Origin of the sequence: Bradyrhizobium agreste (assembly GCF_016031625.1) — a bacterium.
Classification (GTDB): Bacteria; Pseudomonadota; Alphaproteobacteria; order Rhizobiales; family Xanthobacteraceae; genus Bradyrhizobium; species Bradyrhizobium agreste.
This window is the reverse complement of the sequence record NZ_JACCHP010000004.1, coordinates 40,285-58,026: the sequence shown is the minus strand read 5'-3', so window position 1 is coordinate 58,026 and position 17,742 is coordinate 40,285. Positions and strand designations below refer to the sequence as shown.

Below are 17,742 nucleotides of genomic sequence, written 5' to 3'. Positions count from 1 at the left end.
TGGCCACGATTGAGGTGCTTATGTAGCGATGAATCGCGCGGCCGCCATCCGGACGCAAGTCTCGAACGCTGTGAGGTCGTGCCAGACGTCGATCGGCATCGCCGCCGGTGTCACCAGCGGGCAGCCGTGCAGCTCCAGCGCATGGATCATCATGAGGTTGTCGGCGAGGCCGAAATCTTCGACCGTCAGCCCCTGGGCATCGACCAGCCGTCCCTCCTCGGAGGTGACCTCCATGAAGCGCGAGACGCGGTCGGCATAGGCGGCGCCGTCGTTGGAATAGGCGAGACAGAACTTGCCGCGGCCGGCCATGTAGCCAAGCTCATAGACGGTGCCGGGATCGGCGCCGGCGCCGCGGAACGGCGTCAGATTGGCGATGATGGCATCGGCCGCGTCCATCATCGCCTCGTTGCCGCAGAAAATCTGCCGCGAGGCGTCGGGGGCGGTGAGATCGATCGCGTTGTCGAGGGGGTAGAGCCCGGTGAGGCCGTGAGCGGTGCAGATATCGACCTTGCGCCGGCCGATCTCGACCGCATCCGGCAGGAACACGTCAGGGCCTGCCAGATAGATTTTCATGGAGTTCGGACCGGACAATTTGGGCCGGGTGCTAGCCACAGCACGTGCTCTGCTCCCTCCCCGCCTGCGGGGGAGGGCTGGGGAGAGGGTATCTCCGCGATCGAGAACCCCCAAGAGGCGAAAGCCCTCACCCGACGCTTCGCGTCGACCTCTCCCACAAGCGGGAGAGGTGAACCAGCTCAAGCCAGCTTGACCGTCTCGGTCTTCACGTCCTTGCCGAGGGCCTCGAACACCTTGGCGACGATGCCCTTGGCGTCGAGGCCGGCGCGGGCGTACATCGCGGCTGGGGTGTCGTGATCCTGGAACACGTCGGGCAGCACCATCGCGCGGAACTTGACCATGCCGGTGTCGAGCACGCCCTGGTCGGTCAGGAACTGCGCGACATGCGAGCCGAAACCACCGATCGAGCCTTCCTCGATCGTGATCAGGATCTCATGGTCGCGCGCGAGCTTGAGCACCAGCTCGGTATCCAGCGGTTTCATGAAGCGCGCGTCCGCAATCGTGGTCGACAGGCCATGGGCGGCGAGCTCGTCGGCGGCCTTCTCGCATTCGGCGAGGCGGGTGCCGAAGGAGAGCAGGGCGATCTTGCTGCCCTGGCGGATCATGCGGCCCTTGCCGATCTCGAGCGGAACGCCGATTTCGGGCATCTCGACGCCGCGGCCTTCGCCGCGCGGATAGCGCAGCGAGCTCGGACGGTCGTTGATCGCAACCTGTGTCGCCACCATGTGCACGAGCTCGGCTTCGTCCGCCGCCGCCATGATCACCATGTTGGGCAGGCAGCCGAGATAGGCGTTGTCGAACGAGCCGGCATGGGTGGCGCCGTCGGCGCCGACGAGGCCGGCGCGGTCGATGGCGAAGCGGACGGGCAGGCTCTGGATCGCGACGTCGTGGACGATCTGGTCGTAGCCGCGCTGCAGGAAGGTCGAGTAGATCGCGCAGAACGGCTTGTAGCCTTCGGTCGCAAGGCCCGCGGCAAAGGTCACCGCGTGCTGCTCGGCGATGCCGACGTCGAAGGTGCGGTCCGGGAAGGCCTTGTTGAAGATGTCGACGCCGGTGCCCGAGGGCATCGCCGCGGTGATGGCGACGATTTTGTCGTCCTTCTCCGCTTCCTTGACGAGGCTCTGCCCGAACACGTTCTGATAGGCCGGCGCGTTCGGCTTGGCCTTGGCTTGCGTGCCGGTCGCGACGTCGAACTTGACGACGGCGTGGTACTTGTCGGCGGAGGCTTCCGCCGGGCCGTAGCCCTTGCCCTTCTGCGTCACGACGTGGACCAGGATCGGGCCGGTCTCCATGTCGCGGACGTTCTTCAGCACCGGCAGGAGATGGTCGAGGTTATGGCCGTCGATCGGGCCGACATAGTAGAAGCCGAGCTCCTCGAACAGCGTGCCGCCGTCCATCATGAAGCCGCGGGAATATTCCTCGACGCGATTGGCGCGGTTGGCGAGGATCTTGGGCAGGCGCTTGTTGATCTGCTTGGCCGCATCGCGCAGCGTGCGATAGGTCTTGCCGGAGTAGAGGCGCGAGAGATAGGCGCTCATGGCGCCGACCGGCGGCGCGATCGACATGTCATTGTCGTTGAGGATGACGATCAGGCGCGAGTTCATCGCACCGGCATTGTTCATGGCCTCATAGGCCATGCCGGCCGACATCGCGCCGTCACCGATCACGGCGATAACGTTGTTCTTGCCGCCGGAAAGGTCGCGCGCCACGGCCATGCCGAGACCGGCGGAGATCGAGGTCGAGGAATGCGCGGCGCCGAACGGATCGTAGTCGCTCTCGCTGCGCTTGGTGAAGCCGGACAGGCCGCCGCCGGTGCGCAGCGTGCGGATGCGGTCGCGCCGGCCGGTGAGGATCTTGTGCGGATAGGCCTGGTGGCCGACGTCCCAGATCAACCGGTCGCGCGGCGTGTCGAAGACGTAATGGATCGCGGTGGTGAGCTCGACCACGCCGAGGCCCGCGCCGAAGTGACCGCCGGTCACCGAGACGGCATCGATGGTCTCCTGCCGCAGCTCGTCGGCAACCTGGCGAATCTGCTCGACCTTGAGCTTGCGCAGATCTTCCGGCGTCCGGATGGTGTCGAGAAGCGGCGTCTTACTGTATGCGTTCACGGCGATTTCCAATTTGTCAGCACCGGAAGGTCATTCCGGTGCGCGATGGGTTTTGCACAATATCGGCGCAGCGCGAGTCCTATAAACCGTCGGAGCCACCTGCACGGGGCAAGGCCCCGCCTTCAAGCTTAGGTAAGCTTAAGTGCGCTCCGGTTCAGTCTCTGTGATCCCTGTCACTTAGATCGGCTTCGTCCGTCCCAAGCCAATTTCATTAGCAGTTTGAAGCACTTGTCGTCGGTAATCGGTGCCCACGCAAGGCTTGCAAAAAGCCACACTCCGCGCAGCTTTACACCAAAGCTTGGGCCAAAGCCAACCCGCCGGGCCGATTACGGGTATGCAGGTGCAACTCGCGGGCCAGCGTGGTTAACCTTGGCCTGGGGGAAGCGGTTCCAGCCTTGCCCGGTTCCTTCGCAGGCTTTTTGTCCGAATACGGGCATTTCTCGCCCTTAACGGCCCCGATTCTGGGGCGGGGACGTATCCGATCATACCCCCGGAACCGCTATGCCGGCCGGGAACCGCGTCGTGCGATCCCCTCGTGGGATGCAGCAGCCCCGGCCCCCGCGGAGACATATTCGCGGACCTGCGTCGCGTCTCGCGCGGCCCTGCGTCGTCAGGCGGCTGAGCGAATAAGCACGCTTTACTGGACGTCGAGCGGCGCAGTGCCGGTGGCCTGGCCGCTGGCATCGGTGGTGATCTTGTCGACGCGCGCCTCGGCCTGGCGCAGCAATTCCTCGCAGCGCCGCTTCAGGGCCTCGCCGCGCTCGTAGATCGTCACGGATTCCTCGAGCGGCACCTTGCCGTCCTCGAGCCGCTTCACGATGGTTTCGAGTTCCTCGATCGCGCGCTCGAAGGTGAGCCTGGAGACGTCGACTTGCGTATTTTCGGCCATATCCGTTTCCGATTGCCCGATTCACTTCACCCTGGAGAAAGCAGAGTTTTGCGGGCGTAATGTGGCGGGTGCGTCAAGCGCCCATCAGGGCGCCGACATGCGCCGTAACAGATTCTTTCAGTCCCTGCAGGTCATAGCCGCCCTCGAGCACCGAAACAATGCGGCCGCCGGCGGTCTTGTCGGCGAGATCCATCAGCTTTCGCGTCACCCAGGCATAGTCCTCCGCGCGCAGGTTCAGCGAAGCCAGGGGATCGCGATAATGCGCGTCGAAGCCGGCCGAGATGATCAAGAGCTCGGGGCTGAATTTCTCGAGCTGCGGCAGGATCAGGTTCTCGAACGCGACGCGGAATTCCGGGCCGCCGTCCTCGGAGGCGAGCGGCGCATTGACGATGGTGTCGTGATCGCCGCGCTCGCTCCTGGCGCCGGTGCCCGGAAACAACGGCATCTGGTGCGTCGAGCAGTACATCACGGTCGGGTCCGACCAGAAGATGTCCTGCGTGCCGTTGCCGTGATGCACGTCGAAGTCGACGATGGCTGCGCGCTTGATGCCGTATTTGCGTTGGGCGTGGCGCGCGGCGATCGCGACGTTGTCGAAGAAGCAGAAGCCCATCGGCTTGCCGATCTCGGCGTGATGTCCGGGCGGGCGGACCGCGACGAAGGCGTTGCGATGCTCGCCGGTCATCACCGCTTCGGTCGCCGCCACCGCGCCGCCGACGCCGCGCATCACCGCCTCCCACGTGCCCGGGGACATCGAGGTGTCGCCGTCGATATAGACCTGACCGCTGGTCGGAGCGATGTGGCGCAGCTCGGTGACGTAATGCTCGTTGTGGCAGAGCGTGACGAGATCGAGATCGCCCTCCGGCGCCTCCGCGCGCGCCAGGAACTGGAAGCGTTCATGCGACAAAGCTTCTTCCACCGCGCGCAGGCGATCCGGCCTTTCAGGGTGTCCCGGCGGCGTGACGTGGTCGAGGCAGGCCTTGTGGGAAAGGAGAAGCGTGCTCATCAGGTCGGCCTCACGGAAAACGGGCTTTTGGCGTCGTTGGCGCATCCGGCGCCGAAACGCAATGCAAAACCCAATCTAAGCGCTTGGCCGGGAATGGCAAAGGGCCGCCCGCTTGATCCGGATCAATTCACGCGCAGGATGCGGGTGGGCGGCAGCGGACCGACCGGCCCGTGCGCCCGGAAGAACGCGAACAGCGCGTCCGCATCGTAGCCGCCATATTGCAGGGCCGTGCCCTGTTTAGCGACGGTAAACCCGTCTCCGCCGACGGCGAGGTAATCGTTGAGCGTGACGCGGTAGCCGCTTCCAGGCTCGAGCGGCCTGCCGTTGAGCATCATCCTTTCGAGGCTGACGCGCTCGCCGAACGGCCTTGAAGCATCCCAAGTATAGCTGAAGCCGTTCGACACCTGGAGAATCCGCGGCCGCTTCGGGTCCAGCCATTGCTGCTCGAGCATGTCCTTGAGCTGACTGCCGGTCAGCGTCATGGTGACGAGGCGGTTGCGGAACGGCTGGCTGGCGAAGACGTCGCCGAACGTGATCGCGCCATTCTCCTTCGGAACGATGTCGGTGCGGATGCCGCCGGGATTGGTGAGCGCGATGACAGCGCTGCCATCCTTCGCCTCGCGGGTTGCGAGCAATTGCGCGTCGGCAATGATATCGCCGAGCGCGCTTTCGCCGGCCTCGTTCGGCACGCGCGACAAGGTCTGCGTCACCGAGCCGGCGGGCCGGTTGGCGATCGGCGCGGAGAGCTTGTCGTAGGCGTCGATCAATGCGGTCTGCTCGGGATCCCTGGCCAGCGAAGCATTGGCGACGATGACGTTCTCGCCCTTGGCGCCGACGATGTCGCGCGTTGCGGCATCGAGCTTGAGGTCGATCGCGGTGACCAGCGTGCCGTATTTGTCGCCGCTGGTGACGAGCCGCCCGTCGATATCGCAGACATAGGCGCGGTGGGTGTGGCCGCTGACGACGACGTCGACGGCAGGATCGAACTTCCTGACGATGTCGACGATCGGCCCCGTGATGGCAGGGCATTCGTTGTAGTCGCCGGCAGGCTCGCCGCCCTGATGGATCAGCACCACGATCGCTTCGACGCCGCGCGCCTTCAGTTGCGGCACCAGCGCGTTCACCGTCTCGGCCTCGTCGCGGAATTCGAGCCCGGCGATGCCCGCTGGCGAGACGATGCCGGCGGTCTCCTTCAAGGTCAGGCCGATGAAGGCGACGGGGATGCCGTCGAACTCCCGGATCTCGTAGGGCGGCAGCACGCTCTTGCCGGTCGCGGTCTCGACGGTGGAGGCCGCGAGATAATGGAATTTGGCGCCCGTAAAGGGATGCGGTCCCTGGCAGCCGTCGACGGGATGGCAGCCGCCGTTCTGCATGCGCAGAAGCTCGGCCTTGCCCTCGTCGAATTCGTGATTGCCGACCGAGCTGATCGCAAGGCCCATCATCGAGAGCGCCTCGACCGAGGGCTCGTCGTGAAACATCGCCGACAGAAACGGGCTCGCGCCGATCAGGTCGCCCGCGGCGACGAAGATGGTGTTCTTGTGCCCTTCGCGCAGCTGCTTCACCAGGGTCGCCATGTACTCGGCGCCACCGGCCGCCACCGTCACCTTCTTGGACTTGTCCTCGGGGTCGTCGATGCGGATGCCGCCCGGCGGCGGCCGCAGATTGCCGTGGAAATCGTTGATGGCGAGAATGCGCAGCTCGACGGGGGCAGCGGTCTCTGCAGAAGCGGGCAGGGCGCAGGCCAGCGCGAGCGCCGCAAGGATGGATCGGTATGGCATGAAATTGAGACTAGTCGTTCCGCGCGAAGATTTCACGAAGGTTGTCGTTGTCATTCCGGGGCGACGCGCAGCGTCGAGCCCGGAATCCATTCATCCACCAGCTCTGCTGCTTGATGGATTCCGGGTTCGCGCTTCGCGCGCCCCGGAATGACGGCGTGGGTGGGGGCGTGCTCGCCTCACCGCTTTTTCCTGTTCGCGAACGCATTGAACGCAGCAATCGCCTCTTCCGACTTGAGCCGGTCGCCGAACAGATGGCCTTCCTGGTCGATGCGGCGGGTCAGCTCTTCGGGCGGGGCGCGCAGCAGCTTGCGCGAAGTCGCGACCGCCTCGGCCGGCAACCGGCAGATTTCGCGCGCCACCTTGCGCGCCTCGACCTCGGTATGTCCCGGCGAGACCACGCTGTTGACGAAGCCCGCGGCATGGGCTTCCGCGGCCGTGAAGCTCCGCCCCATCACCAGCATCGCGAAGGCACGCTGGTAACCCATCGTGTTCGGCATCAGCAGGCTGGAAGCGCCGACCGGCACGAGCCCGAGCTTGATGTAGGGCGCGGAGAACGTCGCCGCTGTCGAGGCCAGCACGTAATCGCAATGAAACAGCATCACCGTGCCCATCCCGATCGAGGCGCCGTCGACGGCTGCGATGATCGGCTTGGCATTGAGGGCGAGCGAGTAGAGGAATTTGACGCCGTTCGACAGCGTCTCCGGGCGCGCCGTGTCGGCGTGGAGAAAATCGTCGATGTCGTCCCCCGCGGTGAAGACCCCCGAGCCGCCGGTGATGATCATGCAGCGGATGTCCGGATTGTTCTGGGCGGTATCGATCGCGTGGCTCATCTCCCGGTACATGTCCTGGGTGATCGCGTTCTTCTTGCCCGGACGGCGCAGGGTGATGACGCGCGTTCCGCGCTCTTCGGTGACGACGATGTTGCCATTCGGCATGAGAGCCCCCTTGCGCTCGCCGCTTGGCGAGTCTCGGCAGGCATCAGCCTACATCATCCCGCAGGCGTGCCAATGCGCTGGCTCAACTTTTCGGCGCAATTTCCGCGGGCGACGCCGGCCCGGATGACGCTGCCGCTCCATCCGGGCTACAGGCTTTGTTACCCCAGCAACGCCGCATCCGCCGCGGCGACCGATTCCGCGCTCTCAGTCACGGTGCGCTCGAGCGCGCCGGCCTGCACCGCGATGTTCTCGGCGAAGAAGCGCGCCAGCGCGACATAGCGTTGCGCATCGCCAAGGCCTTCGGCCTTGGCGGCGAGCGCCTCGGAGGCGAGCAGGCAGCCGCCGAGCGTCGCGCCGAACTGCTGCAGATAGGGCGTCGCGCCGGCAAGCGCGTCGTTGGGCGCGGAGGCAACGCGCTCCAGCAGCCATTTGCTGGTCCGTGTCAGCGCCTCCAGCGCCTCGCGCAGCTTGGTGCCGGTCGTGCCGAAGGCGGGATCGTTGGAAGCCTCCACCTTCTTGACAATTGCCGAGAGCTCGTCGAGCAGTGCCCACACTGACGCGCCGCCATTGGCAGCTAACTTGCGCGTGACGAGATCGATCGCCTGGATGCCGTTGGTGCCCTCGTAGATCGCGGTGATACGGGCATCACGGTAGTGCTGGGCCGCGCCGGTCTCCTCGATGAAGCCCATGCCGCCATGCACCTGCACGCCGAGATAGGCGACCTCGTTGCCGATATCGGTGGAATAGGCCTTGGCCATCGGGGTCAGCAGCGCCGCGCGGGCGGCGGCTTCAGTGCGCACCTTCGGATCCCTGGCGCGGATCGAGACGTCGATCGCAACAGCCGTCGCATAGCAGATGGTACGCGCGGCCGCGGTCTGCGCCCGCATCCGCATCAGCATGCGCTTGACGTCGGGATGCACGAAGATCGCATCCGAGCCCTCACCCGTCTTGCCCACCGCACGGCCTTGGCGGCGCTCCTGGGCATACGACAGGGCCTGCTGGTAGGCGCGGTCGGCGACGCCGACGCCCTCCAGGCCGACGCCGAGGCGGGCCTGGTTCATCATCGTGAACATGCAGCGCATGCCCTGGTTCTCTTCGCCGATCAAATAGCCGATCGCGCCGCCATGATCGCCCATGGTCATGGTGCAGGTCGGCGAAGCATGCATGCCGAGCTTGTGCTCGACGCCGCTCGCATAGATGTCGTTGCGCGGCCCCAGCGAGCCGTCCGCGTTGACCATGAACTTCGGCACCAGGAACAGCGAGATGCCCTTGGTGCCGGCGGGCGCATCCGGCAGACGCGCCAGCACGAAATGCACGATGTTGTCGGTCATGTCGTGCTCGCCATAGGTGATGAAGATCTTCGTCCCCTTGATGCGATAGGTGCCGTCGGGCTGCTTTTCGGCGCGGGTGCGCAGCGCGCCGACGTCGGAGCCGGCCTGCGGCTCGGTCAGCTGCATCGTGCCGGTCCATTCGCCGGAGACGAGCTTTTCGAGATAGATCTGCTTCAGCTCGTCGCTGCCGTGGGCGTCCAGCGCCTCGATCGCCGAGGCCGTCAGCAGGGGGCAGAGGCCGAAGGCGACGTTGGCTGCGCTCCAGATCTCGGTGCAGGCGGCGTTGATCGCGAGCGGCAGGCCCTGGCCGCCGAAATCTTCGGGGCCGGACACCGCGTTCCAGCCGCCCTCGGTCCAGCGCTTGTAGGCGTCAGGCCAGCCCGGCGCGGTCGTGACCTTGCCGCCCTCGAGCTTGATGCCGTGCTCGTCGCCGACCTTGTTGAGCGGCGCCAGCACGTCGGATGCGAACTTGCCGGCTTCCTCCAGCACGGCGGCCGCGAGGTCCGCGTCGAAATCGCCGTAATGGCCGGCCTCCACGGCGGCCTTGAGGCCCGCGCCATGGTTGAGCGACAGCAGCATGTCAGAAATCGGCGCGCGGTAGGTCATGGCTCACTCCCGAGGACAATTATTGGCGCCGTATTCCCATGAAACGGGAGCAGTCTCAACTGCCGGAACGCCGATGGTCTGGCCGGAACGGGGGGCAATGGGGGCCCAGAATAGAGTGTCGGCCGCCAGCCGCCCGGCCCTTTTTGCCCCTCCAGGCGGTTGAAATGCCGCGCCGCTCCCTATAGACCGGCTGCGACCGACGGGAATCTGCGGGTGCCGGTTATACCCGTCCCGTTCGTCGTCTGTTGGGGCGTAGCCAAGCGGTAAGGCAGCGGATTTTGATTCCGCCATTCGGAGGTTCGATCCCTCCCGCCCCAGCCAGCGCTCAAGCTGTTGAGTTCGTCAGGGAAGCAGCTCCATTCCTGCCAGTTTTTTTTTACTTGTTTGGAAATGGAGCTTCGGTCGATCCGGAATCGAGTCAAGCGACGCATGTATTCAGTGGCGCAAAGCGAACTGTTCGTCGCTGAATGCTCGGAGCATCTGCGCTTTGCTAGATGGCCAACCCGCTCCGCAACTCAGGTTGCGCGCATTCAACTACAAACAACGTTCGCACGAGCCTCACCGGTTGAGCGCGCCTCGGCCGCGCGTCTCCTGCGAAACGGCAGGTCTCTTGCCAAAATTATCAGCCTTGATTCTGACGGCAGGGAGCGCAAATCTCAGCACCCCACAGCAACTTCGCCCCGGACGTCTTGTTGACGTTAGCTGAGGGCAGGTGCGCTGGCGATGCAGCCAGTGAAAGGAGGACCCCCATGGCTTTTTTCGAGGACATCTTCAAGGGTGGTAATATCGTCACTGGGCTGGCCATAGGTATCGGCGCGGGAGTCGTGGCGCCGGCACTTATCCCCGTGCTCAGGCCGATCGCAAAAACGGTCATTAAGGCCGGGCTCGTCGCTTATGATCAAGGTCGGGTCGCATTGGCGGAGCTCAACGAGCAAACCGGCGATGTGCTGGCCGAGGCTCGGTCTGAGCTTGCCGAACAAGCCGAGCAAGAGGAAAAATCGAAAAGACCGAGAAAGGCGGAACCTGCTCACCAGGGCACGTAGCTTTCAAACCAAATTAATCTCGGCCAAATTGCGTGCAGCGATTTGATCGCGGCGCAATGGGGTTGTGTCACTCGGCACGCTACGGGTCCGAGGACGATGAGTCTCGTTGCTCCATCAAACAAAAGCGCGATCGTTCCGCTGTCGTCGCGGAATGCACGAGCCCAAATACCCATCGCGATTGTGCCGCTGCACACGGCGGTGGCCGGACGAGTTCGGCTGAAGATCGAAGGCATGCGTGGCGCGCCGGCAATTGCGAGCCTGCTGGAGCGAGGATTCGCAGGGGTACCTGGCATCCATGATGTCTCGGCCAACGCGCTCACTGGCAACATCCTCATCCATTACGAGGACTCGGTCTCGATCGATCAGCTCGTCCAACGGATAAGCGGACTGCTTCTGGGGGAGATCACGCCCGCCGTTGACGATCCGGCCGAGCTCCCGTGGCATACGATTGAGACGGGAGCCATCGCGTCCGAACTCGACACCTCCTGTTCGGACGGCCTGTCGAACGCGCGAGTATCCGAACGACTTGCTCAAGGGCTTGGTAATTCGATCCCGCTGCTGCATCAGCGCTCGGAGCTCAGTATTTTTCTCGATCAGTTTCAGAGCATGCCAGTGGCACTCTTGGCCGGGGTCGCCGTGGTTTCGGTCGTGACCGGGACGTTGCTTGAGGCCGGGGCTATCATGGCTGTCGTGGCACTCAATGCCGCTATCGGGTTTACAACTGAAAATCAGGCTGAACAGACCATCCGGAGCCTCGGAGCCCCCGCCTCGCTGACCGCGCGCGTGGTGCGCGAGGGGGCAGAGATGGATGTACGCGCCGACCTGCTCGTCCCTGGCGATCTCGTCCTTCTCCGGCGCGGGACCGTTGTTCCCGCCGACGGCAGACTCGTAAGCGCCCGCGCGCTCACTGTCAGCGAGGCTGCTCTCACTGGGGAGAGCTTGCCGGTCGTGAAATCAGTCGAAACTGTCCCTCACACGGCGGCGCTCGCTGACCGGACGAACATGGTCCATCGGGGGACCATTGTGACAGGCGGGAGTGGAACGTTTGTCGTTGTGGCGACTGGGGCGAGAAGTCAGCTCGGACGCATCCAGCGGCTGGTCGGCGCAACCAATACACCCGAAACTCCGATGCAACGACATCTCGGCGAGCTCGGAGAACAACTCGTCTGGGCCACACTGGCGGCAAGCGCTGCGGTATTCGGTGTCGGTTGGTTGCGTGGGCTGGCGCTCCTCCAGCTGGTACGTTCATCGCTATCCGTAGCGGTCGCGGCGGTTCCGGAAGGATTGCCGATGGTTGCCACGACGACGCTCGCACTCGGCGTCGAGGAAATGCGGCGGCAGGGAATTCTGGTCAGACGGCTCGAAGCGCTGGAGACTCTGGCCTCCGTCGACGTCGTGTGCTTCGACAAAACGGGGACGCTGACCCACGGCTCCATGTCATTGGAAGCCGTCGCTATCGGTGACCGCGTCTGCGGCCGACAGGAGAACGGCCTGGTGGACCAGAGCGGGCTGGTTGCCCGACCGGAGCAGGACCGCCGTCTTCGTATGCTGCTGTTGGTCGGAGCTCTTTGCAGCGAGACCGAGGTCGAGGAGCGCGACGGGCAGACGCAGCTCAGCGGCTCAGCTACTGAAATTGCGCTCGTTCAGGCAGCACTCGATCACGATATTGATGTGAGCGAGCTGCGGCGCCGCTACGTAAGGCGGTCGATTCAGCATCGCACCGAGGCCTATAGGTTCATGGCGACGACGCATGCTGACGAAGCTCGCGTCTTGATCGCGGTGAAGGGCAGCCCCGGCGAGGTGTTGGCACGTTGCGCGTTCGAAGCATTGCCTGACGGTACTCGGCAAATTCTCACCGCGGCACGGCGCGCTCAGATCGAAGCTCAAAATGCCAAGATGGCTGAGCAGGCACTTCGGGTGCTGGGAATGGCGTACCGTGAATTGCAGGTGCCTGGCGCCGATCTTGAGGCAGGCGAGATACAAACAGAAGAACTGATATGGAGCGGTCTTGTCGGTCTTGCCGATCCGGTGCGGTCCGGCCTTCCCGCGCTGATGCAGAAGCTGCATCACGCTGGCATCCAGACCATCATGCTGACTGGCGATCAGAGTACGACAGCGCGCGCAGTGGCGGAACGAATCGGCCTTAGTTCAGATGGTCGGGTCAAGATTATCGATACGGCAGGCCTCGACCACGTAGCGCCTCTCGAGCTCGCTGCCAAGGCGCGCGAGGCGCATGCGTTCGCACGAATCAGTCCCGGACAGAAGCTTCAGATCGTGCGTGCCCTTCAGGAGGCGGGCTCCGTGGTGGCGATGATCGGGGATGGCATCAATGATAGCCCGGCGCTGCGTGCGGCTGACGTTGGCATGGCGATGGGACGAAATGGAGATGCGGCAGCACGGGAAGTCGCCGACATCTTTTTTGCGAATGACGATCTTGCGTCATTGCCGCTCGCCATCGCGCGTGGCCGTGGCACCTATACCAGTATCCGCAATGCGGTTCACTACATCATCAGCAGCAACACGAGCGAGATCCTGCTGATGCTGGCGGGAGCCGCTGTCGGTTTTGGCGAGATGCTCTCGCCGATTCAGCTCCTGTGGATCAATCTCATCTCCGACGTCCTTCCCGCGATCGGTCTCGCTATGGAGTCTGTCGATCCCGACGTCATGGAGCGCGGACCGCGCGCTGCGGATGAACGGATAATCCGGTCCGACCATTTGTCCCGCCTCGGCAGCGAAGCCGCCGTGCTCACGGCAAGCGCGTTCGGGACGGCTGCCTTCGGTGCAATGCGCCACGGTTTCAATTCGCCCGAAGGCAGAACAATGGCTTTTGGCAGTCTGGCCGTGGGCCAACTTCTGCACACTCTTAATTATCGCTCGTCCAGGCCAAGCAAATTCAGGCCAGCTCAGCTCTGGGCGGAGTCACGTTTGGTGCAGATCATTTCCGGCTCGGTCGCCGCGCAAATCGCGGCTATGCTTGTGCCGGGCGTGCGTAACGCGCTTAACGTTGCGCCGCTCGGCTTGCTGGATGCCGGTGTCATGATTGCGGGCGGAGTATTGCCCAGCGCAATAGCGCAGATGCGTAGCTCTGGGCCGTCCTCTGAGCTGAACCGGCTGCACTTCCGCAGGCCTGACGTCGAGGGTCGTTCTGAGACCTCATGCGAGGGCGCTAGACGACCGGACTCGCAATGGGGCGTGACTATGTCGCTGCCTATTCCGAAGGTGTAACGAGGAGCGTCTGGCGACCTATAGCGCGTCGTCGAGACTCATGCCTTGCAGCTTGAACAATGGCGTCGATGGCCCATTCAATCAATTGTACACCGACCTGCTTGGTGATGACCGCCACAATGAGCTTGAGCGCCCCCGAGGCGAGAGTGAGTGTGGGCAGCAGGTCGTCAATTCTATCATTCGGCTGCGCCATGGGGGCCGGACAAGCGCTCGTCGGCAATGCGCCGTTTGTTTCGAGCATTTGCAATCCGAGAAACCGGCAGTGTTGTGCCGTCAGATCGAATCCTTGCCGACACTCGATGATCACCCCGGCCGTGAGGGGATTTGAGTGGACGCGGACAACATCGGGGTGCTCGATGAGAACCCGCTCAACAGCGGCGAAATAGGCCCGTTGCCGCTGTCGCTGCGGTATCTTTATTCGAATGCGTGTTGGTGTGCGATGGACCACAAAGGCCCGGGTTTGTGCGTGCATGATCCGCAGTCCTTAACCAGCGTTGGGTCGCCACGCTGATGGGGCGGACACTGCACCCGGTTTGACGAAGCTAATGTGACACTAAGTCTGTCTTTTTCATATTCCCGCAACGTTCTCCCCAAGCGGGAACCTGGACGTGCCAATGCAGCACGCTTGGATGCCGAAACTCCGACAATCCTGGCTAGCCGGTCTGCTGATCGCCCGATACGCTCGGGAGCGTCACCCCGGAGTCGTCGGATACGGTCGCGCCGCGATCAACTGAGCCCAGCTGACGCGTGATCAGGGAATAGAAAAAAAGCGAGGAAGCCGACCCGAGCAGCTGGCCCCTTAGCACTTGAGCAAGGCCCAGCAGCATAAATCCCGCTGCGATCTCTGGACGACCGAGAATCCGCTGCGCGCCATACGCGTTCCAGAAATTCTCGGCAGCATTGCCGGTCAGCTGACCCCTTGCGACCTGGAATAGTGCCAATCCGCTCAATCCCGTGGCGGCTGTGCTGCGCAATCCGGCATAGGGCCGTCGGCGACTGGAGGGAGCTGGAGCGTCTTTGGGCTCCTCTGGTCCGATTTCGAAAAGCCCTTGTTCGGTGGCCGCCGCGGCAATCGGCTGTGCCGGTCCAGAGTGACGAATAATGATGCTTCCGGTGAGGGGAATCGCGTCGAGTTTGTCGACGCCGGGAAGCTGTGAGAGCGCCTGGACTATGCCTTGGAAGAACGAGACGTCCCCGCGACGCGCTGAAATTCGAAGGCGCAGCCGTCCCGGGATCTGATGCTGGATGGTCGCAATTGGGGTCATCTCGCGCCTCCACTCGGTTCAATTGTGTCCAGGTGCAGCTCAAGAGCGCCGATCATACATGCAGGGGGTGACGAAGACAGCACCGAAGCGAGAGCCAAATGTCTCCAGAGTACGCACCGGCATCGCCGCGCAACCCGCTCCCACTATTGACAAGCGAATCCGACGGGGCGGCACGCAACCGCTTAAGACGAAACCGGATCGTTGCCAGCACCTTGCTCGCCGGCATGGGGGGTATATTCGTTCTGACAAGGTTGGTTCCAGCGCCCGGCTTCGGGACGCTGCTGATCCAATCCGGTGCGGAGGCGGGCATGGTCGGTGGTATCGCCGATTGGTTCGCCGTAACGGCGCTCTTTCGCCATCCGCTGGGACTCCCTGTTCCGCATACCGCGATCATTCCAAACAACAAGGACAGGATCGGCCGCACCATCGGGCATTTCATCGAACGCAATTTTCTGACGCGGGATGTGCTTCTGCCGAAGCTGCGCCAAATGAGGGTTGGGGCACGTTTTGCGGCCTGGCTCGCGGCCCCAAGCACTGCACCCCTGATCGCAGACTCGATCACGGCAATGCTGCCTTATCTCATCCACTCGCTACGAAACCCGGATTTTCATGACTTCGTGCAGCGGATTTTGAGCGACCAGCTTCGTCAGGCGGATTTCGCGCCGATGATTGCACGCGGCTTTCGTCTTCTCACGGCGAGCGACGAGGCAAATGCTCTGTTCGAACGTATCAGCGAGGTCGCGAGCGACCGGCTCGAGAAGAACCGCGACCAAATCGAAAAGCTGGTGGCCGCGCGCAGCCGCTGGTGGATCCCGAAGGCCATCGATCGCCGGATTGCAGCCGCCATAATCAATGGTGTCACGGAGTTGTTCGACGGCTTGTCTCAGCCGGACAGCGAAATCTCCTCGAGGTTTCGCGAGGCGCTCGCCTCGACAATCGACGACATGCTTGATTCGCCGGAGCAACGCGAAAAAATAAATGAGGGCGTGAGGCGTCTGCTGGCGCATCCCGAGGCGCAGGCTTGGGTTAGATCGGTTTGGGACGAGCTCTGCCAGGCGACGCTCGACGACTTGGCGCAACCATCATCGCGTCTTCGACGAGGGCTCGAAAAGCCCATCTCGATCGTAGCTGAGGCGCTGGCGACTGACACTGTGATGCAGCGGCACATTGATGAAGTGATGGAGCACTTGGCTGATTCCGTCATCGCGTGGCGCAGCGAGATCGGCTCTTTCTTCGCGGAGGTCGTGCGAAACTGGGATACGGCTACCCTTTCCGATCGCCTTGAACTGGTTGTCGGAAGCGACCTCCAATATATTCGCATGAACGGTACCATCGTCGGAGCTTGTGCAGGCTGCCTCATATTCACCGTCGCCTGGCTTTTTAGCTAGGCGCTCTATCGCCTTGAATCGGATGCTTCGTCCGATTCAGTGCGAGTCGCACCAAGATCGGTTAAGCCACTCACTGAGACGACCCTAATCTCGAATGCCTTTAATCGACGGCTGTATAGTCATGCGATAGGCGACTAGCGCGTTGCCCTCAAACTCCTCCAAGACCTCATGACAGACAGGGCAGCGGTATTCGCCGGTGGTGCCGGGTCCCAACTGCAATTCAAGACGTCGAAAGCCCGCCCCGCACTCCGGACATGTTACGTCGGACTTTTTCATACGCCCTCCGTAAAATCAAAGGCGCACCTTTAACACAGGACTTGCGGAACCTGGAATATACAGAGGTTTACTTCGGCAGTCGGGGCCGGATCGAATGCGAGTTATTTCGAGATGCATCTGATCTTCGATGAACCGCGAACTTAGGCGCGCAAGCTCCTCGTTGTTCGGAGGCGATCCCCGGGAGAACTGCCTCCCAGTTTGGAAATCCATGCTAAGCAATTGGATCTGGTTGACGCGCTCAGTTCAGCCTGCCAAGCAGTCTTCGGATGATCTTCCGCAGGTTTTCGGCGTACTCGTCGACGACCTGACGCCTCTCGGCCGATGACGGCAGCTGACGGTCGTCGTCCCCGTCCGGCGACGGACTATCCGTCTTGGATCTCCCGCGCATGATGGAGGCGATCGGCTTTGTCACTTTCACGGGAATTCTGACCTCTGATGCACGACGCGCGTCGTTCAGGCTTGGTGCCAATTCCATCTGCGGCCTTCATACAAGTTTAGTCGCCGGAGCGGGGTCGATCTGCACTGGCTCGTCGCCGGCGCGCGGTGCCGCCGCAAAATCCTGCAAGTCGCGGCGCGTTAGGTGCAAGACTAGATGCACGAGGCCGGATCGCACTTCGGACAGCGGCCGTCGGCGGCTGCGCCGAGCTGGCGGCCGAGCTCGGCCCTGAGAGCCTCCTTGTCCCATTCCGTGCCGTCGCATCTGACGATTCGCTTGGCCCGCTCGAAGGCGTGACTCTCGGCGGCGTCATCGCCGATGCGGATGATCACGTCCCAATGGAACGGGCAGGCCGTCGTCGCGCGGGTCGTCTCCAGTGCGTAGCGCACGACCTCGGTGAGGTCGTCGGTTTGAATGTCGGCAAGCATGTCGGTTCTCCTGATCGGCGTTCTCCCTTGTCCAGACCATGCTCTGGCTTCGACGAAAATCGGCCCCGGGGCTCCATGGGAGCGCCGAGGCCGATCGTTCCCATCCAGGGTCTGAACTCGTCCAACAAACCCGCGCTGCCGACCTTCGTTCCATCGAACTGTCCGGCGGAGCCGCTCTCCGGCCTGCTCCATGTTCGCGCGGTCCTCTGCACTCATCCGTGAAAGCGGCGCCGGGAAGGCCTCGGAATCCAAACGTCGCTCGCTCCGGCAAAGGGGACCTCGAAAAAGCGTTCCCGATGCCGACACGAGGCTACAGTCAGCGTCACCAACACGTCTTGATCCAGCTCAAAGGAGACGGCGGCATTCGACCGACCGCGCTCGATCGGCGACCTGCCCACAAGCTACGCGACGTCTTGGCCGCTCCCGCGCGGCTCCGTTCAGAACATTTGCGTAAGTAT

At 63.2% G+C, this 17,742-nt stretch carries 14 protein-coding genes and 1 tRNA gene; 4 read left to right on the top strand and 11 right to left on the bottom strand.

Annotated elements, in window-relative coordinates; translation table 11 throughout:
* Positions 1–18: 18 nt before the first annotated feature.
* The 7 genes from HZZ13_RS07155 to HZZ13_RS07125 form a co-directional block, all read right to left on the bottom strand.
* On the bottom strand, positions 19–573 hold the full coding sequence (locus tag HZZ13_RS07155) for a nucleoside 2-deoxyribosyltransferase (protein WP_197958943.1): 555 nt from the start codon (positions 571–573) through the stop codon (positions 19–21).
* 179 nt (positions 574–752) lie between these two features.
* On the bottom strand, positions 753–2,681 hold the full coding sequence (dxs, locus tag HZZ13_RS07150) for a 1-deoxy-D-xylulose-5-phosphate synthase (RefSeq protein WP_197958942.1): 1,929 nt from the start codon (positions 2,679–2,681) through the stop codon (positions 753–755).
* Between the two features lie 637 nt (positions 2,682–3,318).
* Positions 3,319–3,570: an exodeoxyribonuclease VII small subunit gene (locus HZZ13_RS07145; protein ID WP_008132970.1), complete on the bottom strand. Its 252-nt coding sequence runs from the start codon at positions 3,568–3,570 to the stop codon at positions 3,319–3,321.
* Positions 3,571–3,643: 73 nt separating this feature from the next.
* Positions 3,644–4,573 (bottom strand): histone deacetylase family protein, encoded by a 930-nt coding sequence (locus tag HZZ13_RS07140; protein WP_197958941.1) that lies wholly within the window; start codon positions 4,571–4,573, stop codon positions 3,644–3,646.
* Positions 4,574–4,695: 122 nt separating this feature from the next.
* Positions 4,696–6,351: a bifunctional metallophosphatase/5'-nucleotidase gene (locus tag HZZ13_RS07135; protein WP_197958940.1), complete on the bottom strand. Its 1,656-nt coding sequence runs from the start codon at positions 6,349–6,351 to the stop codon at positions 4,696–4,698.
* A gap of 176 nt (positions 6,352–6,527) precedes the next feature.
* A complete protein-coding gene (locus HZZ13_RS07130) occupies positions 6,528–7,286 on the bottom strand; it encodes an enoyl-CoA hydratase-related protein (RefSeq protein ID WP_197958939.1) in 759 nt (252 codons plus the stop codon).
* A 158-nt stretch (positions 7,287–7,444) separates the two neighbouring features.
* The gene (locus HZZ13_RS07125) at positions 7,445–9,223 is read right to left on the bottom strand and encodes an acyl-CoA dehydrogenase family protein (protein WP_197958938.1); all 1,779 of its coding nucleotides are present in this window, start codon (positions 9,221–9,223) and stop codon (positions 7,445–7,447) included.
* Positions 9,224–9,469: 246 nt separating this feature from the next.
* Between HZZ13_RS07125 and HZZ13_RS07120 the strand changes: the two genes are divergently transcribed.
* The 3 genes from HZZ13_RS07120 to HZZ13_RS07110 all read left to right on the top strand — a co-directional run bounded on the left by HZZ13_RS07120 (position 9,470) and on the right by HZZ13_RS07110 (position 13,491).
* Positions 9,470–9,544, top strand: a tRNA-Gln gene (locus HZZ13_RS07120).
* A 428-nt stretch (positions 9,545–9,972) separates the two neighbouring features.
* Positions 9,973–10,266 (top strand): DUF5132 domain-containing protein, encoded by a 294-nt coding sequence (locus HZZ13_RS07115; RefSeq protein ID WP_197958937.1) that lies wholly within the window; start codon positions 9,973–9,975, stop codon positions 10,264–10,266.
* Between the two features lie 96 nt (positions 10,267–10,362).
* Positions 10,363–13,491, top strand: coding sequence for a cation-translocating P-type ATPase (locus tag HZZ13_RS07110; RefSeq protein WP_197958936.1), 3,129 nt, complete (start codon positions 10,363–10,365; stop codon positions 13,489–13,491).
* On the opposite strand, the gene HZZ13_RS07105 is transcribed toward HZZ13_RS07110, so the two are convergent.
* Both HZZ13_RS07105 and HZZ13_RS07100 read right to left on the bottom strand, forming a co-directional pair.
* Complete coding sequence (locus HZZ13_RS07105) at positions 13,475–13,963, bottom strand: hypothetical protein (protein WP_197958935.1); 489 nt, start codon at positions 13,961–13,963, stop codon at positions 13,475–13,477. The two genes, HZZ13_RS07110 and HZZ13_RS07105, sit on opposite strands and share 17 nt — an antisense overlap.
* A 181-nt stretch (positions 13,964–14,144) precedes the next feature.
* Positions 14,145–14,756: an HMA2 domain-containing protein gene (locus tag HZZ13_RS07100; RefSeq protein WP_197958934.1), complete on the bottom strand. Its 612-nt coding sequence runs from the start codon at positions 14,754–14,756 to the stop codon at positions 14,145–14,147.
* 98 nt (positions 14,757–14,854) lie between these two features.
* Here HZZ13_RS07100 and HZZ13_RS07095 point away from each other — a divergent pair, with 98 nt between their 5' ends.
* Positions 14,855–16,144 carry a DUF445 domain-containing protein gene (locus HZZ13_RS07095; protein WP_197958933.1) on the top strand — a complete coding sequence of 430 codons (1,290 nt, stop codon included), beginning with the start codon at positions 14,855–14,857 and terminating at the stop codon, positions 16,142–16,144.
* Positions 16,145–16,658: 514 nt separating this feature from the next.
* Here HZZ13_RS07095 and HZZ13_RS07090 read toward each other — a convergent pair.
* Together HZZ13_RS07090 and HZZ13_RS07085 are read right to left on the bottom strand one after the other, a co-directional pair.
* The gene (locus HZZ13_RS07090; RefSeq protein WP_197958932.1) at positions 16,659–16,895 is read right to left on the bottom strand and encodes a hypothetical protein; all 237 of its coding nucleotides are present in this window, start codon (positions 16,893–16,895) and stop codon (positions 16,659–16,661) included.
* Between the two features lie 113 nt (positions 16,896–17,008).
* Positions 17,009–17,284, bottom strand: coding sequence for a hypothetical protein (locus tag HZZ13_RS07085; RefSeq protein WP_197958931.1), 276 nt, complete (start codon positions 17,282–17,284; stop codon positions 17,009–17,011).
* Positions 17,285–17,742: the final 458 nt, after the last annotated feature.